General features: G+C 72.6%; 20 protein-coding genes and 1 pseudogene. 13 read left to right on the top strand and 8 right to left on the bottom strand.

Annotated features, from left to right (window positions below):
• Positions 1–139: 139 nt before the first annotated feature.
• The 5 genes from ACIQWX_RS01730 to ACIQWX_RS01710 all read right to left on the bottom strand — a co-directional run bounded on the left by ACIQWX_RS01730 (position 140) and on the right by ACIQWX_RS01710 (position 4316).
• Positions 140–1000, bottom strand: coding sequence for a hypothetical protein (locus ACIQWX_RS01730; RefSeq protein ID WP_400864190.1), 861 nt, complete (start codon positions 998–1000; stop codon positions 140–142).
• 258 nt (positions 1001–1258) lie between these two features.
• Complete coding sequence (locus tag ACIQWX_RS01725) at positions 1259–2719, bottom strand: hypothetical protein (RefSeq protein WP_400864187.1); 1461 nt, start codon at positions 2717–2719, stop codon at positions 1259–1261.
• Positions 2720–3053: 334 nt separating this feature from the next.
• On the bottom strand, positions 3054–3368 hold the full coding sequence (locus tag ACIQWX_RS01720) for a hypothetical protein (protein ID WP_400864185.1): 315 nt from the start codon (positions 3366–3368) through the stop codon (positions 3054–3056).
• Between the two features lie 64 nt (positions 3369–3432).
• Positions 3433–3729 carry a chorismate mutase gene (locus ACIQWX_RS01715; protein ID WP_372672366.1) on the bottom strand — a complete coding sequence of 99 codons (297 nt, stop codon included), beginning with the start codon at positions 3727–3729 and terminating at the stop codon, positions 3433–3435.
• A 161-nt stretch (positions 3730–3890) separates the two neighbouring features.
• Positions 3891–4316, bottom strand: coding sequence for a DUF1707 domain-containing protein (locus tag ACIQWX_RS01710; RefSeq protein ID WP_400864182.1), 426 nt, complete (start codon positions 4314–4316; stop codon positions 3891–3893).
• Between the two features lie 433 nt (positions 4317–4749).
• On the opposite strand from ACIQWX_RS01710, the gene pcrA reads away from it, so the two are divergent.
• Complete coding sequence (gene pcrA / locus ACIQWX_RS01705) at positions 4750–7170, top strand: DNA helicase PcrA (RefSeq protein WP_400864180.1); 2421 nt, start codon at positions 4750–4752, stop codon at positions 7168–7170.
• Positions 7171–7886: 716 nt separating this feature from the next.
• Here the strand turns inward: pcrA and ACIQWX_RS01700 are convergent.
• Positions 7887–8564 (bottom strand): M23 family metallopeptidase, encoded by a 678-nt coding sequence (locus ACIQWX_RS01700; RefSeq protein ID WP_400864177.1) that lies wholly within the window; start codon positions 8562–8564, stop codon positions 7887–7889.
• A gap of 1312 nt (positions 8565–9876) precedes the next feature.
• On the opposite strand from ACIQWX_RS01700, the gene ACIQWX_RS01695 reads away from it, so the two are divergent.
• The 9 genes from ACIQWX_RS01695 to ACIQWX_RS01655 all read left to right on the top strand — a co-directional run bounded on the left by ACIQWX_RS01695 (position 9877) and on the right by ACIQWX_RS01655 (position 20152).
• Entirely contained in the window at positions 9877–12027 is a 2151-nt protein-coding gene (locus ACIQWX_RS01695) for a hypothetical protein (RefSeq protein WP_400864174.1), read from the top strand.
• Positions 12024–12347 carry a hypothetical protein gene (locus ACIQWX_RS01690; RefSeq protein WP_400864171.1) on the top strand — a complete coding sequence of 108 codons (324 nt, stop codon included), beginning with the start codon at positions 12024–12026 and terminating at the stop codon, positions 12345–12347. The genes ACIQWX_RS01695 and ACIQWX_RS01690 overlap by 4 nt, the downstream gene beginning before the upstream one ends.
• 117 nt (positions 12348–12464) lie before the next feature.
• The gene (gene sucC / locus ACIQWX_RS01685) at positions 12465–13634 is read left to right on the top strand and encodes an ADP-forming succinate--CoA ligase subunit beta (protein ID WP_400864169.1); all 1170 of its coding nucleotides are present in this window, start codon (positions 12465–12467) and stop codon (positions 13632–13634) included.
• 1 nt (position 13635) lies between these two features.
• Complete coding sequence (sucD, locus tag ACIQWX_RS01680; protein WP_400864167.1) at positions 13636–14526, top strand: succinate--CoA ligase subunit alpha; 891 nt, start codon at positions 13636–13638, stop codon at positions 14524–14526.
• A gap of 208 nt (positions 14527–14734) precedes the next feature.
• Positions 14735–15508, top strand: coding sequence for a DUF5336 domain-containing protein (locus tag ACIQWX_RS01675; RefSeq protein WP_400864164.1), 774 nt, complete (start codon positions 14735–14737; stop codon positions 15506–15508).
• A 146-nt stretch (positions 15509–15654) separates the two neighbouring features.
• Positions 15655–17118, top strand: coding sequence for a DUF6350 family protein (locus ACIQWX_RS01670; RefSeq protein WP_400864161.1), 1464 nt, complete (start codon positions 15655–15657; stop codon positions 17116–17118).
• A 78-nt stretch (positions 17119–17196) separates the two neighbouring features.
• Positions 17197–17814: a phosphoribosylglycinamide formyltransferase gene (purN, locus tag ACIQWX_RS01665; RefSeq protein WP_400869352.1), complete on the top strand. Its 618-nt coding sequence runs from the start codon at positions 17197–17199 to the stop codon at positions 17812–17814.
• Positions 17804–19363 (top strand): bifunctional phosphoribosylaminoimidazolecarboxamide formyltransferase/IMP cyclohydrolase, encoded by a 1560-nt coding sequence (purH, locus tag ACIQWX_RS01660; protein ID WP_400864158.1) that lies wholly within the window; start codon positions 17804–17806, stop codon positions 19361–19363. The genes purN and purH overlap by 11 nt, the downstream gene beginning before the upstream one ends.
• 27 nt (positions 19364–19390) lie before the next feature.
• Complete coding sequence (locus tag ACIQWX_RS01655; RefSeq protein WP_400864155.1) at positions 19391–20152, top strand: hypothetical protein; 762 nt, start codon at positions 19391–19393, stop codon at positions 20150–20152.
• Here the strand turns inward: ACIQWX_RS01655 and ACIQWX_RS01650 are convergent.
• Both ACIQWX_RS01650 and ACIQWX_RS01645 read right to left on the bottom strand, forming a co-directional pair.
• Positions 20149–20898 carry a hypothetical protein gene (locus ACIQWX_RS01650; RefSeq protein WP_400864152.1) on the bottom strand — a complete coding sequence of 250 codons (750 nt, stop codon included), beginning with the start codon at positions 20896–20898 and terminating at the stop codon, positions 20149–20151. The two genes, ACIQWX_RS01655 and ACIQWX_RS01650, sit on opposite strands and share 4 nt — an antisense overlap.
• Positions 20899–20945: 47 nt before the next feature.
• Complete coding sequence (locus tag ACIQWX_RS01645; RefSeq protein WP_400864149.1) at positions 20946–21434, bottom strand: GNAT family N-acetyltransferase; 489 nt, start codon at positions 21432–21434, stop codon at positions 20946–20948.
• Between the two features lie 55 nt (positions 21435–21489).
• Here ACIQWX_RS01645 and ACIQWX_RS01640 point away from each other — a divergent pair, with 55 nt between their 5' ends.
• The 3 genes and pseudogenes from ACIQWX_RS01640 to ACIQWX_RS01630 all read left to right on the top strand — a co-directional run bounded on the left by ACIQWX_RS01640 (position 21490) and on the right by ACIQWX_RS01630 (position 24493).
• A complete protein-coding gene (locus ACIQWX_RS01640) occupies positions 21490–21825 on the top strand; it encodes a hypothetical protein (protein ID WP_400864147.1) in 336 nt (111 codons plus the stop codon).
• Positions 21826–21951: 126 nt separating this feature from the next.
• A pseudogene (locus tag ACIQWX_RS01635) lies at positions 21952–22611 on the top strand (hypothetical protein); the annotation flags it as partial.
• A gap of 319 nt (positions 22612–22930) precedes the next feature.
• On the top strand, positions 22931–24493 hold the full coding sequence (locus tag ACIQWX_RS01630) for a DNA polymerase Y family protein (protein ID WP_400869350.1): 1563 nt from the start codon (positions 22931–22933) through the stop codon (positions 24491–24493).
• Position 24494: the final 1 nt, after the last annotated feature.

The following is a 24494-nucleotide window of genomic DNA, read 5'->3' as shown; positions in this document are numbered from 1 at the left end:
TCGCTGGAGCGTATGCACATGTCGTGGGCTGTGTGCCGGCTTCACTGAGACCGGCCCGTGACAAGGCTAGGCGCTCACTCTGCGCACACGAATCCGGTACGGGCACTTGAACCACGGGTGAAGGGGTGATCGCCGAGGGCTACATGTACTGGGCCGAGACGAGCTCGGCTTCGGTGATCAGCCCGCCGCTGTCGGCCACCCGGAACAGCTGGGTCACGCGGACCAGGGCGCCGTCCGGCCGGTGCAGGGTCGCGACCGCGAGGATCGAGCCGTCCGGCTTGATCTGCGTGTCGGCCTCCTGGACGTCGATGGCGTCCATCGAGCTCCAGGTGCGGACCAGCTCGCCGGCCGCGCCGTCGGCCAGCGTCGGGCTCAGCAGCGCCAGCGCGCCCGTCGAGTCCTTCGCGATGGCGGCGTAGAAGTCCTTGACGGCCTGGATCTTCCGGGCGGCGCTGCGCGCGTCGGCGGCCTTGTCCGGCACGGCGTCGGCGGGCGCGGCCACGGCCTCGGTGCGCGGGCTCCCGCCGGTCGACTCCGACGCCGAGGGCCCGCCACCGGAGTGCGTGCCCGGCGCGGGCGTGCTGGGCTGCTCGGGTGCGCCGCCGCCGGCCTGGTGCTGCGGGACGGCGAGGCCGCCGAGCTCCGCGGCGCCGCTGAAGCCGGCGGGCGTGGACTGGCCGCCTTCGGACACCGCGCGGTGCGCGCTGGTCAGCATCGGCGCGGCGACCACCGCGCCGGCGACGAGCGCACCGGCGGCGACGAGCCCGGCCAGCTTGGCGCGGCGGACGAACCGGCTCTCGGGATCGCCGTCGTCCTCGGCCCGTTCCGGCTCGCGGACGGGTTCCGGGCGCGGCGGCAGGAACTTCTGCGGATCGCGGAAGACCTGCTCGAGATAGTCGCGGTCGGCGTCGCCGACGCCGTCGAGTATCTCGGCCGGGATCACGTCCTCGACGCGGACGGCGTTGGGTACCTCACGCCGTGTGCGCTGCCGATCAAGCACGAATGTCCTCGCTCTGGGTTCCGGGGACGGTCACTCGGCCGTTCGCCGGGTTTCCGTTGGTCCGGGTGGCCGACTCGTGGCCGGTTCCGGATCCGCTGTCGTCAGGTAACCCTGTGCGGACGGGCACCACCAGGCTCTGTCGCCGGAATGCCGTCGCGATACGACGAGCGGCAGCATATGTCACCCACCCGGACCAGGGGTAACCGTTCGGCGCACCGCACGTGCATCGGAACGGGCGAACCGCACGTGCAGGGTTGGTTACTGGCCGTCAGCCGCGATCTTGTCGCCGTCCCCGAACGTCAGCGTGCGCTCCTCGATCGTCTTGGAACCGTCGGTGTGGGTGATCTCGACGGTGTTCACCGTGACGCCGCGCTGCTGGTCGATGCTGATTTTGCGGACCTCGAAGTAGGCGATGCCGGCGTAGCGGTCGGCGAGGGCCCGCGGGCCCTGGTCGTGCAGCTCGCCGGTGGTCACCGCGGACGCCGCGGCGGGGTCGGTGGTGACGGTGTTGAAGAACTTCTCCGAGTTGTCGCCCATGGTCTGGGCGTCCGGCGGGAAGGAGTACCACCACGGCGGCTTGACCGGGGTTTCCCGCTGGGCGGGCGTGACGGGCGGCTTCTGCGGCCGCGCGCTCGGGGTGTCGGCGCCGGTCGTTCCCGGGGCGGCGCTGCTGTCGTCGGCGGCGGGCGGCGGGACGGAACCGTCGACGGGACCGGTACCACCGCCGCTGGTCCGCCCGGCCGGCTGGTCCGGCCGGGACGAGGTGTCGGGGCCGGGAGCGGACCCGCCTTGCCGGGAAGTCGGCCTCGCATCGTCGGTGGGGTCGATGACGCTGGGAGCGCCCTGGTAGCCGGGCCACGCGCCCTGCACGGCCTGGTCCATCGGCGGCTTCCCGACGAGGTAGGAACCGGCGAAGAGCAGCCCGACGACCACGGCACCGGACGCGCCGGTGGCGAACCAGGCCGCCTTCTTCCAGGTCTTGGGCGGGGTGACGGAGGCGGGCACGGACCCGATGGTGAAGCCACCGAGCCCGTCGATGGGGGGCGCGGCGTAGATGAGGACGTCGTCGTCTTCGGGGTCCGTGCGGCGCGGCTGGGGGGAGGCCAGCGAGACGCGGGTGCGCCGGGCGGCCTGGTCGGCGCGGGATTCGGTGGTGACCGGCCCGGCTTCGTCGTCGAGGGGGAGGTCGCCGTGCGCAGCGGGGAAGAGCGGGGGCGCGGGGCGCCGGTCGCGCGGTTGCGGCAGCGTGCCGGACACGGGCTGCTCGAAGGGCGGTGCTCCGGACCCCGGCTGGGGGAGGGGCAGGGACCCGGACACGTGCTGGGGCAGGTCCCCCGGCGGTGCGAAAGGCGAGGCCCCGGACGCCTGCTGGGGCATGGCCCCCGGCTGCGCATAGGGGAACGATGCGGGAATCGGCCGGCCGAGAGCGCCCGGCTGCTCGTCGAGGAAGGACTCCGCCGCCTGCCGGGGGACGGTCCCCGGTTGCGCGTAGGGGAACGACATCGGCCCGGACCTCGGGTAAGCCCCACCCGACCTCGGCGGTGCCAACGGAAGCGACCCGGACACGGGCGGGTCGACCGGCGCGTGGCCGGCCGCGTGCCGCCGGCCCGCGCGGTTCGGGGGCAGCGGCGGCGTCCAGCTCTCGGTGCCGCCGAGCCGGTGCCGCCCGGGATGCGCGGGCGCGCTGCCGCGTCCGTGGAACTCCGTGCCGTGGGTCATGTCGGTTCGACCACCCGGCCGTACGGTCCTGATGCCGTTCGGGCGCAACGGAACCCGATCGGAGCATCCTCACGGGCGGCTTCGCGTTCCGAATCCTGCGCAAATGCACGCGCATGCGAAGCGGGGCGCGCGGGGCTGATGCCCCCGCGCGTCCTCCGGGCTCCGCCCGACCCGAACGCAAGGGTCCTCACGGCGTCAACCCTAGGAGCATCCGGCGTAGAAAGTCCCGCCCAAACCTGCAAGTTGCACAGGTTTCACTCTGTCGGGCGCGACCGATCGGGGGAGGGTGACGCTGCGCAGTTTCACCCAGCGCCATCAGCCCAGTTCAGGGAGGTCAGCCTCCCGTGCGGTAACGGTCGCGTGTGGACTGCAGCGCCTTCGTCGCCACCACGCCGCTACCGGCCGCGACGAGGATCGCCACGATGTCGAGCGTCGGTCCCCCGGCCGTGAGCAACCAGGCGAACAGCGACGCGGCGGTGGTACCGCCGGCAACAGCCCAGCGGCTGCGCACGTACTGCGAAACCGGCGCACCGCCGGCCCGCTTACCCGCCGCGTTGTTCAGCAGCGCCAGATACCCCACATGGCCCAGCGCGGCCAGCACGCTCGCGAGCGCGACGATGACGGCGATGAGGTTCACGAGCCAGTCCATGGCTCCAGTCTGCCCGTAGCCGGGCCGCCGGTGCCTCCGGGAAGACCCGGAATTCGGGCAACCGTTACCGGCCGAGCTTGCCGCGGCCCAGCTCCAGCAGCGCCATGGCCAGCTGACGGCCTTCCGGGCCCAGCTCGCGGTAGCGCGCGAGCACGTCCATCTCGCGGTTGTAGACGATCCGCGTCCCGCCGGCGGCCATCCGCGCGGCCCCGATCGTCTTGGACACCTCGACCCGGCGCTTCACCAGCCGCAGGATCTCCTTGTCCAGCCAGTCGATCTCCTCGCGGAGCGACGCGATGTCGTCCCCGGCGGGCGTGTGCTCGGCGGGCTGGCCGTCGGCGTTCGTCGCTTGTGCGTTCATCGGGACCTCTCCCTCGGTGCCCGGACCCGGCCCCTGGGACGGCGACAGCCCCGGGTCCGTGGACTCCGGGGCTGGCGTGATGGCGGTTCGGGCACTACGCGATCACGGGAGCCGGAGTCCGGGTCCCGTAAAAAAATCGCTCTGCGTGGTGCCGCATGGCTTCAGTATGGCACAGCGTTCCCGGGGCGCTCCCGGAACGAGCGCACCCGGGCATGAACGAAGAGACTGACCGCCAGCCAGAACATCGGGAAGGCGGGCCAGAAGAACCCGGCGCCCAGCACCGCCCACCGGACGACCACCAGCACGGCGACCGCCACCACGACGGCGAGGTGCAGCCGAAGCGCGGGATGCCGCCGCAGCGCGTCGCGGGTGAGCGGGAAACCGGGCCGCGGAGCCGCGGGCCGCGGCAGGTCGGCGGTGAGGGCGGCGAGTTCGTCGGTGAACTTGGCGGCGTAGACGCGGGTGAGGCGCTCTTCGACCTCTTCGAGGGTGAGCCGGCCTTCGGAGCCGGCGGTCTGGACGGAGGTGGCGACGCGCTCACGATCGGCGTCGGCGGCCCGGATCCGGGCGGTGCGGTTGTCTTCCATGCCAACCGATGCTCCGCGCGGCCGGGCCGCGGCGCGTCGGACGCCAGGCGACACATGCGGCTACGCCCGGCGCGGTAGCGGGCCCGGCTGAAACGACGTGAATGACTCATTCATGTCGCCGGACGACATGAATGAGTCATTCAGGACGTCCGAAGACCTGAATGACTCATTCAAGACGTCTGCCCGGCGCCGGCGTGTCCGCGACCGGACCCGCCGCGTCGGCCCGCCCAAGCCGACCCCGTCCCGCCCGCCCGCCGGCGGGGGCCCGCCCGCCACCGATCCGCCCCGACCGCTCACCACCGCCCGCCCGCGTGAGCCGGCTTCGCCCCAACCGAAAACCGCCGCCCGCTCACCGCCGCCCGCCCGCAACCGGACCCGCCGCGTCGGCACGCTCTGCCGCCCTCCTGCCCGCCCGGGGTAGCGTGGACAGACGATGGACACCCTCTTCGATCTCCCCGCCGAGACCCCCGCGCGCAAGCCCGCTTCCGGCGGGCAGGCCGATCTGCTCGACGACCTGAACCCCGCCCAGCGCGAAGCCGTCACCCACGCCGGTGGCCCGCTGCTGGTGGTGGCGGGCGCGGGATCGGGCAAGACCCGGGTGCTGACCCGCCGCATCGCCTACCTGCTCGGGCAGCGCCGCGTGCACCCCGGCGAAATCATGGCGATCACGTTCACCAACAAGGCCGCCGCGGAAATGCGCGAGCGCGTCGCGGCGCTCGTCGGGCGCCGCGCGAACGCCATGTGGGTCTCGACGTTCCACTCGATGTGCGTGCGGATCCTGCGCCGTGAAGCCAAGACGCTCGGCATGTCGTCGAACTTCTCCATCTACGACTCCGACGACACCAAGCGGCTCATCACGCTCGTCGCGCGCGACCTCGACATCGACCCGAAGCGCTACGCGGCCCGCACGCTCGCCGTGCACATCTCGAACCTGAAGAACGAGCTGACCGACCCGGAGACCGCGGCGGCGAACGCGGCCAACGACCTCGAGCGGCGCGTCGCCGAGGTGTACGTCGAGTACCAGCGGCGCCTCAACCTGGCCAACGCCTTCGACTTCGACGACCTCATCATGCGCACGGTCTCGCTGCTGCAGGCGTTCCCGGACGTCGCCGAGTACTACCGGCGGCGCTTCCGCCACGTGCTGGTCGACGAGTACCAGGACACGAACCACGCGCAGTACACCCTGGTGCGCGAGCTGGCCGGGACCGCGCCGAACGAGGCGGGCGTCGAGCCGGCCGAACTGTGCGTCGTCGGTGACGCGGACCAGTCGATCTACGCCTTCCGCGGCGCGACGATCCGCAACATCGAGGAGTTCGAGCGGGACTTCCCCAACGCGCACACCATCCTGCTGGAGCAGAACTACCGCTCCACGCAGACGATCCTGTCCGCGGCCAACGCCGTCATCGAGCGCAACCCCAACCGCCGCGCCAAGCGGCTGTGGACGGATTCGGGCGACGGCGAGAAGATCGTCGGCTACGTCGCGGACAACGACCACGACGAAGCCGCGTTCGTCGCGGGCGAAATCGATTCGCTGGCAGAGAAGGGCGAAGCCGACTACTCCGACGTCGCCGTCTTCTACCGCACCAACAACCAGTCCCGGGTCTTCGAAGAGATCTTCATCCGGCTCGGCCTGCCGTACAAGGTCGTCGGCGGCGTGCGGTTCTACGAGCGGCGCGAAGTCCGCGACATGATCGCGTACCTGCGCGTGCTGGCGAACCCGGAGGACACGGTCAGCCTGCGGCGCGTGCTGAACGTGCCCAAGCGCGGCATCGGCGACCGCGCCGAAGCCGTCGTGGCGACGCACGCCGAGCGCGAGCGGATTTCGTTCGCCACGGCGCTTCGGGACGCCACCGAAGACAAGGTGCCGCTGCTGAACCCGCGCTCGGTCAAGGCGATCAAGGGGTTCGTCGCGATGCTCGACGAGCTGGGCACGCTGGTTTCCGAAGGCGCCGAGGTGCACGACGTCCTCGAAGCCGTGCTGGACAAGACCGGCTACCGCATCGAGCTCGAGGAGTCCGACGACCCGCAGGACCACACGCGCGTCGAGAACCTGGACGAGCTCGTCACGGTCGCGCGCGAGTTCACCGAGATCACCGCCGAGGTCGTCGCGGACGAGAACGCCGAGCTGGTCGTGGAACCCGGTGTCCCGGCGCCGGGTTCGCTGCCCGCGTTCCTCGAGCGCGTGTCGCTGGTGGCGGACGCCGACTCGGTGCCTTCGCCCGACGGCGGCGAGGAAGGCGACGGCGGCGCGGGCGTGGTCACGCTGATGACCGTCCACACCGCGAAGGGCCTGGAGTACCCGGTGGTCTTCTGCACCGGTTGGGAGGACGGCGTTTTCCCGCACATGCGCGCGCTGGGCGACCCGACCGAGCTGGCCGAGGAACGGCGGCTGGCGTACGTCGCGATCACGCGGGCGCGGCAGCGGCTGTACGTCTCGCGCGCGATCACGCGCTCGGCGTGGGGCCAGCCTTCGATGAACCCGGCTTCGCGGTTCCTGGACGAGCTGCCGGGCGACCTCGTCGACTGGCGGCGGCTGGAGCCCTCCAGCGCCGGGTTCGGGTTCGGTTCCGGGTCGCGCGGCGGCGGGACGCCGCGGGCGGCGACCACGTGGGGCGGCCGTCGGAACACGTCGTCGCCTTCGTCCTCCGGCACGCCGTCGTTCGGCAAGGGCTGGAAGGACACGGTGGCGCTGAAGCTGGACGTCGGCGACCGCGTCAGCCACGACAAGTACGGCCTGGGCACGGTGATCTCGTGCGACGGCGTCGGCCCGCGCGCCACGGCGACGATCGACTTCGGCGCGGCCGGCAAGGTCCGCCTGATGCTGATCGGCAGCGTGCCGATGGTGAAGCTCTAACACCCGTCCGAGTGAACCCGGCGCCGATCCCGCGGATCGGCGCCGGAATCGTCGTACCCCGCCGGTAGAACTGACCCCGTCATCGAACACGAGTTCGACGGAGGGGGAGACCGGTGTGGACCCGGTGCTGTTTCACCTGTTGGCCGAAGGGGTACAAAAATACCTGCGAGGAGTCCTGGGGTCGAGGGTTCCGGATCGGGGTCCGGGCCTTTCGGGGGCTTCAGGAAATCCTTCGCGTGCGGGAGCGGAGGCGTGCCGGCTGGCCGCCGCCTGGCGAGCGCTGCTCAGGCAGCACGAGCTGGGAGCGGACGGCCGATGTGTCACCTGCGGCCGGGGACGCCGCTGGACGACGCGTCGAGCCGCGCGTGTCCGCTCCGCGGGGGGCGCCGGGGAGGGCGTCGTCTTCGGCTGGCTGCCGGTGCGGCGGCGGCGCGCGGAACTGTGCACGGTGTGGCAGGTCGCGGTCGCGTACTTCATCCGGCGGTTGCCGGGTGGGCAGCGGTAGCCGTTTCCGGGTGCTCAGAACGTTTCTGAGGGGCCTGAGCGTGTTCTCGGGTGCCCTGAGGGCACCGGAGCGGTGTGGCGCGGCTCTGCGCGTGCTCGGCTCTCGTTTCGCGGTGGCCTGGACCACTGGTCGCCGGGTCTGGCGGACTTCAGCTCACAGCCCGGTTTTGCGTGCTACTGCGAGATTTCCGTGTCTGCGCGCGAGGCGGGGATCAGAGCACGATGCCGCGCGCGGCGAGCCACGGGCGGGGGTCGATCTTCTTCGTGCCGTTCTGCCAGACCTCGAAGTGCAGGTGCGGGCCGGTGCTCTGGCCGCGGTTGCCGATCTCGGCGATCTGCTGGCCGCACTTGACCTTCTGGCCCTCCTTGACGGAGAAGCTGTTCATGTGGCCGTAGACCTGGACCGTGCCGTCGTCGAGCTGGATCCGGACCCAGAGGCCGAAGCCGCTGGCCGGGCCGGCCTCGATCACGGTGCCGTCGGAGGCGGCGTAGATCGGCGTGCCGATCGAGTTGGCGATGTCGATGCCGAGGTGGCTCGTGCCCCACCGGGCGCCGAAGCCCGAGGTGAAGGTCCCGTGGGCCGGAAGGCAGGTCTTGGGGCGAGCGGCTTCTTCGGCGGCCCGGCGGGCGGCGTCGGCTTCGCGCTGCTCACGGGCCTGGGTGACGGAGGCGCTGTCGGAGAGCTTCGCGGCCTCGGCAGAGGCGTCGACGGTGTGTCCGGTCGGCAGGAGCTCGGGGGCGCCCCCGGTGCCCGCACCTCCCGCGGTGAGCGACGCGCTGGCGTCCTGGCTGTTGGCCAGGGGGGTGACCGGAGCATCGGAGGTGACTGTCTTGAGCGTCGAGCCCGCAGCGGCAGCGGCGAAGGCGCCGGCCGCGACAGCGGCAACCACGACACGGCCGCGAAGGGCCGAAGAGGGCGGGGCGATGCGGTGCGCACCCCGGACACGGACGACCGCACCTTCGAGTGCGTCCTTCAGTGCCGGGGAAGGAGCTTGGCCGCCGGGGGAGCGGTGTGAAGCCAAGACAGGGCCTTCCATCGTCGGGGAGCCGGGTCGAGGACTGCGGGCGGGGGAACCCGGTGAGCCAACCTCGGGGGTGGTTCGCTCGTCGTCCTACTTCGTGACCTGACTGTAATGGGGACCGGGGGACAGTAACGAAGGGGCACCGCTGTAAGCAAGATCTGCCCCCGGCGGCGGCCGATCGGGTGGACGAGATCTTGCGTTCACCTGTGGCAATTACCCAAAGTTAGAGAGGGTTTACTGCTTTGGTTGTGACTTGCCTTACAGCTCTTGCGGGCGGTTATGGACCTACTGAGGGGTGGGCGGGCTGGGAGGGCCGGAATAAGGGTTTGCCAGGGGATGTTTAAGCATCTTCGACGCGTGGATCGGTTCCGGTGCCCCTCTGGAGCGCGGATTCGAAGGGGTTGAGTCGCGGCCGGAGTCGACCGTTCATCGACGCACGCGAACCGTTCACCGACTCGCGCGTGTAAGCAGCCCGCGGCCGCCAGATTTGTCCGATTCAGACGCCTTGACTCGGCCACCCGCCCCATGCGCGCAGGTCTCGAAGGGCAACCAGCGGCCCACTCCCGACGCCTCAAGCCGCCCGGCGATCACCGATAGATCTCACGGCGACAAGCAGCCCGTTCCCGGCGCCTCAAGTCGCCCGGCGATCGCCGATAGACCTCGCACGGCAGCAAGCAGCCCGTTCCCGGCGCTTCGAGCCGCCCGGCGATCGCCGACCTGGCTGAGCCACATCCGCAGCCCGCGCCCGCAACCAGCGACTCGCCCTTGGTCGACAGGCACGGCGAGTCCCCGGCCGCCACCACCCGTACCGTCGCCGCCCGCTCGATCGCGCACGCGCGGCCACCTTGGCCGCGCGGTGACGCGAGGCGCCTCGCCGAGCTGGCCAATCCGCAGCCGCAACCAGCGGCTCCTCCCGGCGACCGGGTTTCCAGCTGCGCGCCCTGCATCCACCGCTCACCGGGCCACTCGGCGACTCGCGCCCCGCTAGGACCTCGCTCGCCGCCCGGGCTTGCTAGCGTCGCGGGCAATGCCCCCACGCTCAGAGCCCCCGGCCGGGGACACCCCCGGCACCCCGGCTTCCCCGCAAGACCCCGCGGCCACCCGTCCCACCGGCAAGCGGAAGCCCCCTCGCGCACAGACTTCCCGGCAGGCCGCCCCCGAAACCTCGGGTCCACCAAAGGTGCAGGCCGCCCCGGAAGGCACCGACCCGGCAGCCGCCGCAGCCCGCCCCTCGGGCGCGGAGTCAGCCTCCGCGGGAAGCCACTCGGCAGGCGCCGGCTCGGCAACCAGTGCCGGCCGCGAAGGCGCCGACTCGGCAGCCGCCGCAGCCCGCCCCGCGGGTGCGAAGCCGGCCTCCGCGGGGAACCGCTCGGCAGGCGCCGACCCGGCGACCACCCCCGGCTCCGAAGGCGCAGGCCCGGCCGCTGCCGCAGGCCGCCCGGCGGGTGCAGAGTCGGCCTCCGCGGGAAGCCGCCCGGCCGCAGCCGCAACCCACCGCACGAGCACAGACTCAGCCTCCGCCGCGGACCGCCCGGGAAGCGCCGCCCGGTCCCGCCCCAAAAACACCGCAAGCGACCACCCCGAACCCACCCCCACCTGGGCCGAAGACGAAACCCCCAAACCAACCCTCCCCCTCCTCCTGACCACCCTCGGCGCCCTGGCGCTCACCGCGGCAGCCATCGCCCACATCTCCCCAGCCGCCGCCCCCGGGTTCACCAGCTGGCCCTGGCTCGCCGTCCTCGCGCTCGCCCCCGTTGCGGCCGCCGCCGGGGCGAGCGCCAAGCGACCCGGCCTGGCCAACGGCCTGATCCTCGGCCTGGCCGCCCTGGCACCCGGCCGGCTGGTCCTCGACCTCCAGTTCGCCGTCAACGCCCCCCTCGCCATCCGCCCCGAGCTGTACTTCCCCGACCACTTCATCGGCGGCTCGGCCGTCGGCGCCGGGTTCTGGCTCCTCCTCGCCGGGCACCTGCTCACCGCAGCCGCCGGTATCGCCGCCTGGCGCGCCGGGCGGCAAAACGAAGAACCCGAACGCCGGCGCTGGCGTCTCCTGGCCCCGCTGCTCGCCGTCACCGCTTCAGTCGGGCTGCTCACCGCCCCCGTCCAATCCGACAACGGCTTCCTCCTCGCCCGCGCCGCGTTCGAAGGGCCCTGGCCCGCCCTCGGCGGGTACCTCCTCCTCGCCGCCGCCCTCCCGCTCGCCGCTGCCCTCGCTCTCGCCGCTCCCTCCGAAGCCACCGCGCGGGGCATGCTTCTTGGCCTCGCCGCCGGGATCGGCGCAACAGCGACACCGCCGATCCTCTCCGGGCTCCTGCGAACCGACCTGCACGTCACCTGGGGACCCGTCCTCGCGCTCGTCGCGGCCGTCCTCGTCGGCGCGCTCGCCTTCACCCGGCTGAGCGAAAAACCGCAGGCCGAACACGACGTCCGGATCCCCGGCGTCTTCTGGTGGCGGCTGATCACCGGCCTGCTCGGCCTCGCCACCGCCGTCGCCGCGCTCGTCGGGACCTTCGCGCCGCAAGTCGCCGTCAGCGCGCTCAACCCCGGGGCCACCGCTCCCAGCACCGCCGCCGCCGAGAGTCCCGCTCGGTGGTTCCTGCTCGTCGCCGCCCTGCTCGTTGCCGTGGCCGCCGCACTCACGCTCGTCCCGGGGACCGCGTCGAAAGCGCGGCCCGTGCTCGGGGTCGCCTGGGCCGGGATCGTCCTGGCCGGCACCGCCGTCCTGAACACCGCGCTGACCGCCACCCAGGCCGGCAACCTCGCCGGCTTCGGCGGGGCGGACGCCGGCACCACCCCCGTCTTCACCTACGACCTCGGGGCCGGCGCCGCCTGGACGTTCGGCGCGCTCGTGCTCGCCGCCCTGACCGCGCTCGCCGCCGTCGGGACCGGGGTCGTCGAACGCGAAGACGCCGGGGACGGCACCGCGAACGCCGGCGTGCTCACCCCCGTCGCCGCCGGGGCGGTGCTCGCCGTCGCCGGGTTCGGGCTGCCCGTCTTCAGCGTGCCCGGCTACGTCGCTCCCGGGCTCTGGTCGAACCTCGACACACCTTCGTGGGGACTCTGGACCGCCGTCGTGGTCGTCGTCGGCGCCGCCGCGCTCGCCGTTCGGTCACGGCCCCGCCCCGCGGCCGCCCTGCTCACCGGCGCCGCCCTGCTCGCCGCGCTGCACGCCGCGGAACTGCCGCTCGTCGGCGGCTCCCTCGGCGACGCGAGCCCGTCGACCGGGTTCTGGGTCACCCTCGCCGCCGCGGCCGCGCTGCTAGTCGCCGCCGGCATGTCGGCCGCCGGAAGCCGCCGGACGCCGCCAGACGCCGACAACCGGAGGACGTCGTGAGCCGTGAGCGCCTCCGGGTGCTCCTCGTCGAGTTCGGGACGTCCGACCCGGCCGCCGTCGCGCTGGGCCGCGTCCTGCGCGACGAAGGCATGGAGGTCGTCCACGCCGGCCGGCTCGACACGCTCGAGCAGCTGCGGACCACCGCCGAACAGGAGGACCCGGACGCCGTCGGCGTGCTCGGCGACGGACCGCCGCCCGGGCTCGCCGATGCGTTGAACGGCGTTCGGATCTTCACCGGCGAAGACCCCCGAAAAGCCGTGGAATGGTTGCGCGGTGGGCGGTCTCACACCGTGGACGTACCGTCTGACCGCGCACGGTGACCGACTTCACCAGGTGCGGAGTCCCCTGCGTCTGCGCAGGTCGCTAACCTCGACTGGTCCGACAGCGCGGTCCGGCAACGGACCACCACAGTGGCGTGTCGTCAGGAGACTGGAGTAGTGGACCTCTACGAGTACCAGGCGAGGGATCTCTTCGCCGCCCACGGAGTACCGGTTCTGCCGGGCTCGGTGGCTAGCACCCCCGAAGAAGCCAAGACCGCCGCGGAGCAGATCGGCAACCAGGTCGTCGTCAAGGCGCAGGTGAAGGTCGGCGGCCGCGGGAAGGCGGGCGGCGTCAAGCTGGCCCAGACGCCCGACGAGGCGAAGGAGAAGGCGGAAGCCATCCTCGGCCTCGACATCAAGGGCCACATCACGCGTCGCGTGCTCGTGGCCGAAGCTTCGGACATCGCGTCCGAGTACTACTTCTCCTTCCTGCTGGACCGCGCGAACCGCACGTTCCTGGCGATGGCGTCCTCCGAGGGCGGCATGGAGATCGAGCAGCTCGCGGTCGAGCGGCCGGACGCGCTCGCGAAGATCCCGGTCGACGCGATCGCCGGGGTCGACAAGGCGAAGGCGCTCGAGATCCTGAAGGCCGGCAACTTCCCGGCCGACATCATCGACGAAGCCGCCGACGTCGTCGTGAAGCTCTGGGAGACCTTCGTCTCCGAGGACGCCACCCTCGTCGAGGTCAACCCGCTGGTCCGCGACCCGCAGGACAAGATCATCGCCCTCGACGGCAAGGTCACCCTCGACGAGAACGCGGACTTCCGCCAGCCGGGCCACGAAGCCCTGGTGGACAAGGACGCGGAGAACCCGCTCGAGGCGAAGGCCAAGGCCAAGAACCTCAACTACGTCAAGCTCGACGGCCAGGTCGGCATCATCGGCAACGGCGCGGGCCTCGTCATGTCCACTTTGGACGTCGTGGCGTACGCGGGCGAGAAGCACGGCGGCGTGAAGCCGGCGAACTTCCTCGACATCGGCGGCGGCGCGTCGGCCGAGGTCATGGCGGCCGGGCTGGACGTCATCCTCAACGACACCGACGTGAAGAGCGTCTTCGTCAACGTCTTCGGCGGCATCACCGCCTGCGACGCGGTGGCGAACGGCATCGTCGAGGCCCTGAAGATCCTGGGCGACGAGGCCACCAAGCCGCTGGTCGTCCGCCTGGACGGCAACAACGTCGTGGAGGGTCGCAAGATCCTGGCGGACGCGAACCACCCGCTGGTCACCGTGGTGGACACAATGGACAACGCGGCCGACAAGGCTGCCGAGCTCGCCGCGGCAGGTGCGTGAGATGTCGATCTTCATCAACGAGAACAGCAAGGTCATCGTCCAGGGGCTCACCGGCTCCGAGGGCACGAAGCACGCGACCAAGATGCTGAAGTCCGGCACGAACATCGTGGGTGGCGTCAACGCCCGCAAGGCCGGCCAGACCGTCACCATCGAGGGCAAGGACCTCAAGGTCTTCGGCACCGTCGAGGAGGCGATCAAGGAGACCGGCGCCGACGTGTCGGTCATCTTCGTGCCGCCGAAGTTCGCCAAGGACGCGGTCCTCGAGGCGATCGACGCCGAGATCCCGCTGGCCGTCGTGATCACCGAGGGCATCCCGGTGCACGACTCGGCCTACTTCTGGGCGCACGCCGTCGCGAAGGGCAACAAGACCCGGATCATCGGCCCGAACTGCCCCGGCGTGATCAGCCCGGGCAAGTCGAACGCCGGCATCATCCCGGCCGACATCACCGAGGCCGGCGCGATCGGCCTCGTGTCGAAGTCGGGCACGCTGACCTACCAGATGATGTACGAGCTGCGTGACATCGGCTTCTCCACCGCTGTCGGCATCGGCGGTGACCCCATCATCGGGACCACCCACATCGACGCCCTCGCGGCGTTCGAGCAGGACCCCGAGACCAAGGTCATCGTCATGATCGGCGAGATCGGCGGCGACGCCGAAGAGCGCGCCGCGGCGTACATCAAGGAGAACGTGACGAAGCCGGTCGTCGGCTACGTCGCGGGCTTCACCGCGCCCGAGGGCAAGACCATGGGCCACGCGGGCGCCATCGTGTCGGGCTCCTCCGGCACGGCCGCCGCGAAGAAGGAGGCCCTCGAGGCCGCCGGCGTCAAGGTCGGCAAGACCCCGAGCGAGACCGCCGTCCTCGCGCGTGAGCTGTACAACAACCTCGGCTGAGGTTGACGCATTACTCCTGGTGAAGCCGGGCACCCGATCAGGTGCCCGGCTTCACCTGGTTCAGGGACGAAACCTCCCGGGGTATTCACGCGTCTGATGGGTCGGCGGCTCCGGAGTGCGCTAGCGTTCTGCGCACACGAGCCGCCTTGTCTTCCCCCGGGTGTCCTGGTACCCCGGAGTGCCGGTCGAACCGACAGGAGTGCATCCGATGACCTTCCCCAGCGGTGGGCCCGGCTACCCCCAGCAGGGTGGCGGCCAGCAGCCCCCCGGACCGCCGTCCAGTGGCTTCCCGGCTCAGCAGCAGCCGCCCCACTCGCACCAGGCGCCGTCGGGGGGTGTCGCGAACCTGACCCACAACCTGCCGCTGATGCTCGCGCTCGGCGTCGCGGTCTTCGGCGTCGTCCAGTACTTCCTCGGCTTCTCCGACTCCGGTGACGTCGGCCTCGGCGGCGTGTTCCTGCTGGGCGGCGGCCTGCTCGCCGCGATGCACGCGCTGCCGAAGGGCCCGAAGACGCTGCCGTTCGCGGCGCTGTTCAGCGTCCTCGGCGCGCTCTACGTCCTGGACCAGCTGATCGGGATGCAGACGTCGCCCGGCATCGTCACCGTCATCCTGATCCTGGGCGTCCTGCAGATGGCCGCCGCGGTCGCCGCGCTGCTGATCGACCAGGACGTGCTCAAGCCGCCGACGCCGAAGCCCGCCGCCGCGCCCTTCAGCGGCCAGTACGGCCAGCAGCAGTACCCGCAGCAGAACCAGCCGGGCCAGCAGGGGCAGCAGTTCGGTCAGCCGGGGCACGGGCCGGTCACCCCGGGCGGGGACGCGCCGTTCGGGCAGGGCCAGTACGGCTCGCCGAACCCGCCGTCGACCACGCCGCCGCCGGGTCAGCAGGCCACGACGTACGCCCCGCAGCAGGGCTCGTTCTTCCAGCAGCCGCCGTCGGACAACCCGGGCACGCCGCCCGGGGGGTTCGGCAAGTCGAACTGACGCACCTCTCGGAACACCCGCCGTGACACGCAGAGTGTCACGGCGGGTGTTTTGCACTCCGGGGGTTACTCGACCGGGTGGGTTAGCTTCCCCACGCCCGCCGGCGGCGGCGTGGCTCACCCGGACGGACCAGCGCGGATGTCAGGGTGCGGATCATGGACCTGCTCACCGACTCCCGCGAGGAGCCGGTGGGCGACCTCGAACCCGACGTCGAACTCTCCCAGGCGGCGCGGGTGCGGGTGTTGCTCGCCGCCGCCCTCGGCCCGCTGGTCACCGGCTACGCCGCCGTCGCGACCGTGCTGACGCTGGTCACCCTCACCGCCGAACGCACCGTCTTCTCCGGCACCGGCGTGCTGCTGGCCGCCGGCCCCGGCTGGCTCGCCACGCACCAGGTGCGCCTCGACCTCGGCGTCCACCCGCTCGGCGTGCTGCCGCTGCTGCCGACGCTGGGCGCGCTCGCGCTGGCCGCGCGGACGGCGTCCGGCGCCGCCATCCGTCTCGGCTGCCGGTCACCCCGCGAAGCGCTGCCGGTGTTCGTCACGATCACCCTCGCGCACGCGCTGTTCGGGCTGGCCATCGCGCTCGGCGCGCACGGCTCGCCGGTGACGGCCAACCCGCTGGTCGCGTTCGCCGTGCCCGGGGCGCTGGCCGCGGTGGCCGCGAGCGCGGGCATCTTCCGGTGCTGCGGGCTGCCGGACGTCGTCGCCGAGCGCCTCGACCCCTCGGCGCTGCGCGGGGTCCGGGCGGGCGCGCTCGGGTTCGCGGTGCTGCTGGCCTGCGGCGGCGTCGTGTTCACCGTCGCGACCGCGCTGTCCTGGCGGACGGTCGCCGACATGTACGAGCCCGCGTTCGGCAGCGGCTTCGGGATGTTCCTGCTGTCGGTCCTCTACCTGCCCAACGCCGTGGCGGCGACGCTGTCGTTCGTCACCGGGCCGGGGTTCTCGATCGGCGACCTGACCGTCGGGATGTTCGGCTACCGCGGCGGCGCCGTGCCCGGCGTCCCGCTGCTCGGCGGCCTGCCCGAGCACCACGCGGCGTGGTGGCCGGCGCTGCTGGTGCTGCCCGCGGCGACCGGGGCGTTCGTCGGCTGGACGCTGCGCAAGGTGGACGCCGATCCGGCGCAGCGCATCCGCACGGTCGCGGTGGCGGGGGCGGTGGTCGCGCTCGGCTGCGTCGCGCTGGGCACCCTGTCCGGCGGACGGCTCGGCGACGGCCCGTTCGACCCGGTGAGCGTGCCGGTCGGGGTCGCGTCGGTCGTCGCGTTCTGCTGGATCGTCATCCCGGGCTCGTTCGTCGCGTTCTTCACCGGAGAGCACGAACCGCCGGCGCCGCCTCCCGAAGCGCTCGAAGACAACGAAGCCTTCGAAGACGCCGACGACGTCGACGCCGAAGAAGCGGCCGAAGCCGTCGAGGAGCTCGAAGCGTCCGAAGCGTCCGAAGAGGACGGAGCAGAGCCCGAAGAACCCGAAGAGGACGCGGCACTTTCACGTGAAAGTGCCGCCCTCGAGGAGGCCGAGCTTTCACGTGAAAGCTCGGGCGAGGCCGGTGAAGCTGTGACCGGAGGCACCGAGACCTGCGGCGACGTCGAGGCGGACGAGACCGACCGTTAGGGTTGACGCGACCTGGTGAAGCGCCGTGCGCACCGGCTGCGCACCGCCCGCGGCAAGGAGCCCGCTCTGTCTCAACGGTTGGAGCTGCCCACCCCGGTGAAGCTCGTCGTGCTCGCGTCGGGCTCCGGCACCCTCCTGCAGGCGGTGCTGGACGCCACCGCGCGGTCCGGCTTCCCGGCCAAGGTCGTCGCCGTCGGCGCCGACCGCACCGGCATCGAGGCGCTGACCCGCGCCGAGCGCGTGAGCGTCCCGTCGTTCACGGTCCGCGTCGCCGACCACCCCGACCGCGCCGCCTGGGACAAGGCGCTGACCGAAGCCGTCGCGGCCTACCAGCCCGACCTGGTCGTCTCCGCGGGGTTCATGAAGATCCTCGGCGAGCAGTTCCTCGGCCGCTTCACGGTGGTCAACACGCACCCGGCGCTGCTCCCGTCGTTCCCCGGGATGCACGCGGTGCGCGACGCGCTCGAAGCCGGCGTCAAGATCACCGGCTCGACCGTGCACTTCGCGGACGCCGGGGTCGACACCGGGCCGATCATCGCCCAGGAGGCGGTCGTCGTGGAGCACGACGACACCGAAGACGTCCTGCACGAACGGATCAAGGCCGTCGAGCGCAGGCTGCTGGTGGAAACGATCGAGCGACTCGGCCGCGGTGGCTGCACCGTGGACGGACGAAAGGTGACATTTCGTGAGCACTGACCTGGGACGGCGGCCGGTCCGCCGGGCGCTGATCGGCGTCTCGGACAAGGCGGGCCTGCTGGACCTCGCGACCGGCCTGCACGCGGCCGGCGTCGAGATCGTCTCCACGGGCGGCACGGCGAAGGTCATCGCCGACGCCGGTGTCCCGGTCACGCCGGTCGAAGACGTCACCGGTTTCCCCGAGTCGCTCGACGGCCGCGTCAAGACGCTGCACCCGCGCGTGCACGCCGGCCTGCTCGCCGACCAGGGCAACCCCGACCACGTCGAGCAGCTGCGCAAGCTGGAGATCGCGGCGTTCGACCTGCTGGTCGTCAACCTGTACCCGTTCACGCAGACCGTCGCGTCCGGCGCGAGCCCCGAGGACTGCGTCGAGAACATCGACATCGGCGGCCCGGCCATGGTCCGCGCGGCGGCGAAGAACCACGGCAGCGTCGCGGTCGTCGTCGACCCGGCCCGCTACGGCTGGGTGCTCGAGCGCGTCGCCGACGGCGGGTTCGACCTGACCGACCGCAAGCGCCTCGCGGCCCAGGCGTACGCGCACACGGCGTCGTACGACATCGCGGTCGCCTCCTGGTTCTCCAACGTGTACGCGCCCGCGGACGACTCCGGCTTCCCCGAGTTCTCCGGCATCAGCTGGGAACGCGGCGACGTGCTGCGCTACGGCGAGAACCCGCACCAGAAGGCCGCGCTCTACAAGGGACACCGGGCCGGCCTGGCGCACGCCGAGCAGCTGCACGGCAAGGCCATGTCCTACAACAACTACGTCGACACCGACGCCGCCCGGCGCGCCGCGTTCGACTTCGCCGAGCCCGCCGTCGCGATCATCAAGCACGCCAACCCGTGCGGCATCGCGGTCGGCACGGACATCGCCGAGGCGCACCGCAAGGCGCACGCGTGCGACCCGGTTTCGGCCTACGGCGGCGTCATCGCGACGAACCGCCCGGTCAGCCGCGAGGCCGCCGAGCAGATCGCCGAGGTCTTCACCGAGGTCGTGCTGGCGCCGGACTTCGACGCCGAGGCGCTGGAAATCCTGCAGCGCAAGAAGAACATCCGGCTGCTGAAGCTCCCCGAGGTCCCGCCGTCGCCGATCGAGTTCCGCCAGATCTCCGGCGGTGTCCTCGTGCAGACCGTCGACGCGATCAACGCGCCGGGCGACGACCCGGCGTCCTGGACGCTGGCGACCGGCACCCCGGCCGACGAGCAGACCCTGCGCGACCTCGAGTTCGCGTGGCGCTCGCTGCGCGCGGTCAAGTCGAACGCGATCCTGCTCGCCGCGGACGGCGCGACCGTCGGCGTCGGCATGGGCCAGGTCAACCGCGTCGACTCGTCGCGGCTGGCGGTCTCGCGCGCGGGCGACCGGGCGAAGGGCTCGGTCGGCGCGTCGGACGCGTTCTTCCCGTTCCCGGACGGCCTGGAGGTGCTGATCGAGGCGGGCGTCCGCGCGGTCGTGCAGCCCGGCGGTTCGGTTCGCGACCCCGAGGTGATCGCGGCCGCGGAGAAGGCGGGCGTCACGATGTACCTGACGGGAACGCGGCACTTCGCGCACTGACCCGCGCGCTTCGAGAGGGAGGGCTCGATGCAGCAACCACCACCGCCGCCGTACGGGCAGGGACAGCCGGGTTACGGGCAGCAGGGGCCGTATCCCCAGCAGCCCGGCTACCCGCCGCCCGGGTATCAGCCGCAGGGCTATCCCGGTTACGGCCCCGGCTACGGCGCGCCGATGCCGCCGCCTCCGAAGAAGAAGCGGACGGGGCTGATCCTCGGGATCGTCGGCGCGGTGGTCGTGCTGCTCGGCGCGGGCATCCCGCTGAGCATCTTCGCGAGCGACTACTTCGCGAGCACCGGCGCGGCACCGTCGTCGTCGCCGGTGCCCGCCGAGTGCCAGGTCTCCGCTCAGACGCTGGAGAAGGCGGGCTTCCCGAGCTTCGCGCTGGGCGGCCCGGGCACCGCGAACGTGCCGGGCCTGAAGCAGGTCAACTGCAGCTGGAAGCCCGGCCCCGACGAGAACGTCCGCGACGCGACGCTGAGCGTCCGGCTCACGGCGTACTCGGGGGAGGGTGCGCGGGAGTCGGCGAACCACCTGTACCAGCCGATCGCGCCGGCGGTCCCGCCGACGGAGGTGAAGGGCGTCGGCGACAAGGCGACGCTGGTCCGGCTGGTGACGCAGAGCGCGTTCAGCGGGTCGGAACTGCACATCCTCAAGGGCACGACGGTCGTCATCGTCGAGGTGTCCGGCTGGGACAAGGGGTTCTTCTCGAACTCGCCGATGCCGCAGCAGGAGACCGACGACGCGGTGAAGGCGGTCGGCGCGGAGGTCGTCAAGAAGCTGGGGCGCTAGGCGGGCGCCGGCAGCGTCTTGCAGAGCGCGACCGGGAACTTCGGTTCCGCGGCCCGGATGTCCGCGCAGCCGGCCGTCTTGACCTGCGCGAACGACGTCCAGCCGGTGTCGCTCCAGCGGAAGACCGCGCGGGCGGGCGGGTCGGTCTGGCGCAGCAGGAGGTCGAGGACCAGCCAGCCCGGGTCGCAGGCGCGGGTGGTGCCCGCGCTCTCGGCGCCGGTCGCGGACACCGCGGCGCCGACCCACGCCGGGTCGCAGTGGTCGGCGGGCGGGGCGCAGGTGCCCTGGGGCGCGCAGTGGCCCCAGCCGGCGCCGAGCTTGTGCCAGGCGTTGCCGTTGTCGCCGTTGAGGACGACGGTGCGGTCCGCGACCGGCGCCGACGTCGTCAGCCGCAGCTCCGCGGGCACCTTGTCCTGGCAGCCGCCCGAGGCGGGCCGCGTCGAGTAGACGACGTCGGCGCGGACGTCGGTCTTGGTCTCCACGACCTGTTCGATCCGCGGCTCCCGGACGCAGCCGGGGTCCTTGCCGGGCAGCGCGACCTGCACGAACAGGCTGACGTCGTCCTGGCCGGGGCGGATCCCGGTGACGTCGGCGCGGAACGACCGCCACTCGGCGCCCATCGTCGTCGGCCCGGGCGCCGCGGCCTTGGCGCCGGGCACCCCGCCGCCCGCGGTCAGCACGACGGCCGCCACCGCACCCGCCGCGACCAGCGCTCCGGCGACCCACAGAACCGGCCGTTTGGTCATCGCCCACCCCCAGAAGTCCACCGGGGAATCTAGCCGACGCCGCAGCGTCAGGCGGGCGGACCGGGTTTTTCGCGCTGGGTGACGTCTTTTTCGAGGTAGACGGCGCCGTTGATGTGCCCGCCGGCGTCGGGCGCGTCGGTGAGCCGGTAGCCGGCCCGCTGGTAGAGCGTGATGTTCCGGGTGCTGCGCGCCCCGGTGAAGAGGGCGAACCGGCGCGCTTCGGCCGGCGCGTGCGCTTCGGCGTGTTCGAGCAACCGGCGTCCGATCCCGCGCCCCGCGAGGTCCGGCGCGACCATCAGCCGGCCCAGCTCCCAGCGGTCGCCTTCGAGCCGGGCCCGCACCGCGCCGACCAGCCGGTGGTCCTCGCGGAGCACCCACACGGACCAGGTCTTCGTCCAGTCGCGGACGTCTTCGAGGGTTTCGTGCAGCGCGGGGATGTCGAGGGTGTCGTTGAGGACGGCCTCCTGGACCCAGCAGCAGCGTTGCAGGACGAGCAGTTCCGGGCAGTCTTCGGGCCGGGCTTCGGTGAGCTCCACGGGAGTGTGTCTAGCGACCGGGGTTCGGCGCGGGCAACTTCATTACCGTGGCGGGGTGACCGGCTGGGCCGCGGACCGGGTTCCGTTCGACGCCGGGCACGCGCTGCTGCGGTCGCACGGGGTTCCCGAGCGGCTGGCGCGGTTCGCCGGCACGCACGGTTCCTGGTCCGCGCCGGACGCGACGGCCGAAGACCTGCTCGTCAGCCTCGCGGACAAGGTGTGGAAGGGGAAGCGGGTGCCGGACGGAGCTCCTGGCGGGCGAGCCGTGGGGGCCTTCATGGTGCTGGACGACGAGCTTTCGCGGATCGCTTCGGAGGCCGACGCGCGGCTCGCGTTCAGGGTTCGGACCCCACTAGTGGGTGACTTGACACCTCGGGACGTTCGCGGTTGACTTGTCCATGTCGAACACGTGTTCGACGTGGAACCGCCGCCTTCCCCGCGGCGAACCAGTGCCGTCGGTCGTGTTTTTGGGAGAGGCTCGACCGCCGGCCTAGTCCGTGGTGGGGAGGTGCGTGCGGTGACCGCTGTGGTGGAGCCGCCGGTGGCCCGGCTGGCGGCCCTGCCCGGGGTCAGCACGGCGAGCCGGGTCGCGGCGCAGGCCGAGCGTGCGCGGGTGACGGGAAGGGTGCTCCCGGTCGCCCCCGCGCTGGCCGGGCTGCTGCCCGCCGCCGGGCTCCGGCGCGGGAGCACGCTGGCGGTCCACGGGGGGACGTCGCTGCTGCTCGCGCTGCTCGCCGAGGCCACCGCCGCCGGGTCGTGGGCGGCCGTGGTCGGCATGCCGTCGCTGGGGCTGGCGGCGGCGGCCGAGTACGGCGTCGACCTCGGCCGGGTGGCGCTGGTCCCCCGTCCGGGAGTGGAGCTCCCGGCGGTGGTAGCGGCGCTGCTCGACGGGGTCGACCTGGTGGCGGTCCATTCGGAGACGGTCCAGGCAGCCGTGGCGCGGCGGTTGTCCGCCCGGGCCCGGCACCGAGGGGCGGTACTGCTGTCGTTCGGCGCGTGGCCGGGGGCCGACGTCGAGCTGTCGTGCCGGTTTTCGGCGTGGGAGGGGCTCGAGGGCGGGTATGGGCACCTGCGTGAGCGGGAGGTGACCGTGCGGGCCCGTGGCCGGGGGGCTGCGGCTCGCCCGGTGACGGCTTCGGTCGCGCTGCCCGGTCCGGGTGGTGCGCTGGGTGCTGCTGGCGGGGCCTCTTCTGGTTCGGTCTCCGCGCCTGCGGGCTCGCTGGGTGACGGCGGCGTGGTTCCTGGTCGTGGCGGTGTGGGTGCTGCTTCCGGCTTGGTCTCCGCGCCTGCCGGCTCGCTCGGTGCTGCCAGTCTGGTTCCCGGCCGTGCCGGTTCGGCTGCTGCCGGGCTGGCCTCCGCGCCCACCGGATCCGCCGAGGATTCCGTTGCCCTTCGCGAAGAGGCGACCGCATGATCGCCGTCAGTCCCCGGAAAGTCCGCGGGGAGGCCGCGTGACCGTCCCCGAGCAACGGCGGTCCGCCGATCTCGCCACCCGGATGCTCGTGCTCTGGTGCCCGGACTGGCCCGTCGTCGCCGCGGCGGCCGTCGGTGGCGTGCCCGTCACCTCGCCCGCCGCCGTCTTCAGCGCCAACCGGGTCGTCGCGAGCAATGCCGGTGCCCGGCGCAACGGCGTCCGGCGCGGGATGCGGCGGCGGGAGGCGCAGTCGAACTGCCCGGACCTGGCCGTCTTCGCCGCCGACGACGGCCGGGACGCCCGGCTCTTCGAAGCCGTCGCGCGAGCCGTCGAAGGGCTCGTCGTCGGGGTCGAGGTCGTGCGGCCCGGGCTCGTCGCCGTCCCCGTCGACGGCGCCGCCGGGTACTTCGGCGGCGAACACGCGCTCGTCGAACGGCTCGTCGACGAAGTGTCCGCCGCGGCCGGCGTCGAATGCCAGGTCGGCGTCGCCGAAGGGCTCTTCGCCGCGACGCTCGCCGCGCGCCGCGGGGAGTTCGTCGAGCCCGGACGCGTCGCCGAGTTCCTCGCCCCGCTGCCGATCACCGAACTCGACCAGCCCGGCGCCGACCGCGCGGAGCTCGTCGACCTGTTGCGGCGCCTCGGGTTGCGCACCCTCGGCGCCTTCGCGGAACTGCCGGAACGCGACGTCGTCAACCGGTTCGGCGCCGACGGCGTGCTGGCCCACCGGCTGGCGCGAGGCCGGTCCGAACGGCCGCCGCTGCGGCGAAGCCCGCCACCCGAGCTGACGCTGACCGAGGAGTTCGACCCGGTCGTCGAGCGGGTGGACGTCGCCGCGTTCCTCGCCAAGGGCCTCGCGACGCGGTTCTGCGCCGCCCTCGCCGGCCACGGCCTGGCCTGCACCCGGCTCGGCATCTACGCGGTCACCGAAGAAGGCGAACACCTCGGCCGCGCGTGGCGGTGCGCGGAACCGCTGACGCCCGTCGGGGTCGCGGACCGCGTGCGCTGGCAGTTCGAAGGCTGGCTGCGCGCGGCACCGGGCCGGCGCCCGACGTCCGGCGTGGTGCGGCTGCGGCTGGAACCCGAGGAGGTCGTCGAGGGGCGGTCGCTGCAGCTCGACCTGTGGCAGAACGGCGGTTCCGAGGAGGAAGACGAACGCGCGGCGCGGGCGTTCGTGCGCGTCCAGGGCCTACTCGGGCCGGAGGGCGTGGTGACCCCGCTGCTCGACGGCGGCCGCGACCCGGCGGGCCGCGTCCGGCTGGTGCCGTGGGGCGACCCGCGAGAGCCGGCGACGCCCCCGGACGCGCCGTGGCCCGGACGGCTGCCGGCACCGTCCCCGGCAACGGTCCTCGACCGCCCGGTCCCCGCCCAGGTGGTCGACGCCGAGGGCAGCCCGATCGGCATCACGGCGCGCGACCAGCTGACGGCGGTCCCGCAGGGGCTGAGCATCACGGGCGGGCCGCCGAGGGAGGTCGTGGGGTGGGCGGGGCCGTGGCCCCTGGCGGGCGACCGCCGAAGAACGGGACCGCGGCGAGCGAGGGTGCAGTTGCTGCTCGCGGGCGGGCCGGACGACCCGCCCGAGGCGGTGCTCCTGCACTGCGCGGGCACGGAAAATCCACTGTGGACGGTCGAGGGAGTGTACGACTGAG

Source organism: Amycolatopsis sp. NPDC098790, assembly GCF_044759945.1.
Classification (GTDB): Bacteria; Actinomycetota; Actinomycetes; order Mycobacteriales; family Pseudonocardiaceae; genus Amycolatopsis.
The sequence above is the reverse complement of the archived record's forward strand: the minus strand, read 5'-3'. Positions and strand labels throughout refer to the sequence as shown.

Bases quoted from the DNA above. Each gene is read 5' to 3' on its own strand.
- ACIQWX_RS01725 (WP_400864187.1), bottom strand. From the start codon at position 2,719: ATGACCCACGGCACGGAGTTCCACGGACGCGGCAGCGCGCCCGCGCAT.
- ACIQWX_RS01720 (WP_400864185.1), bottom strand. From the start codon at position 3,368: ATGGACTGGCTCGTGAACCTCATCGCCGTCATCGTCGCGCTCGCGAGC.
- ACIQWX_RS01715 (WP_372672366.1), bottom strand. From the start codon at position 3,729: ATGAACGCACAAGCGACGAACGCCGACGGCCAGCCCGCCGAGCACACG.
- ACIQWX_RS01710 (WP_400864182.1), bottom strand. From the start codon at position 4,316: ATGGAAGACAACCGCACCGCCCGGATCCGGGCCGCCGACGCCGATCGT.
- pcrA (WP_400864180.1), top strand. From the start codon at position 4,750: ATGGACACCCTCTTCGATCTCCCCGCCGAGACCCCCGCGCGCAAGCCC.
- sucD (WP_400864167.1), top strand. From the start codon at position 13,636: ATGTCGATCTTCATCAACGAGAACAGCAAGGTCATCGTCCAGGGGCTC.
- ACIQWX_RS01675 (WP_400864164.1), top strand. From the start codon at position 14,735: ATGACCTTCCCCAGCGGTGGGCCCGGCTACCCCCAGCAGGGTGGCGGC.
- ACIQWX_RS01655 (WP_400864155.1), top strand. From the start codon at position 19,391: ATGCAGCAACCACCACCGCCGCCGTACGGGCAGGGACAGCCGGGTTAC.
- ACIQWX_RS01650 (WP_400864152.1), bottom strand. From the start codon at position 20,898: ATGACCAAACGGCCGGTTCTGTGGGTCGCCGGAGCGCTGGTCGCGGCG.
- ACIQWX_RS01630 (WP_400869350.1), top strand. From the start codon at position 22,931: ATGCTCGTGCTCTGGTGCCCGGACTGGCCCGTCGTCGCCGCGGCGGCC.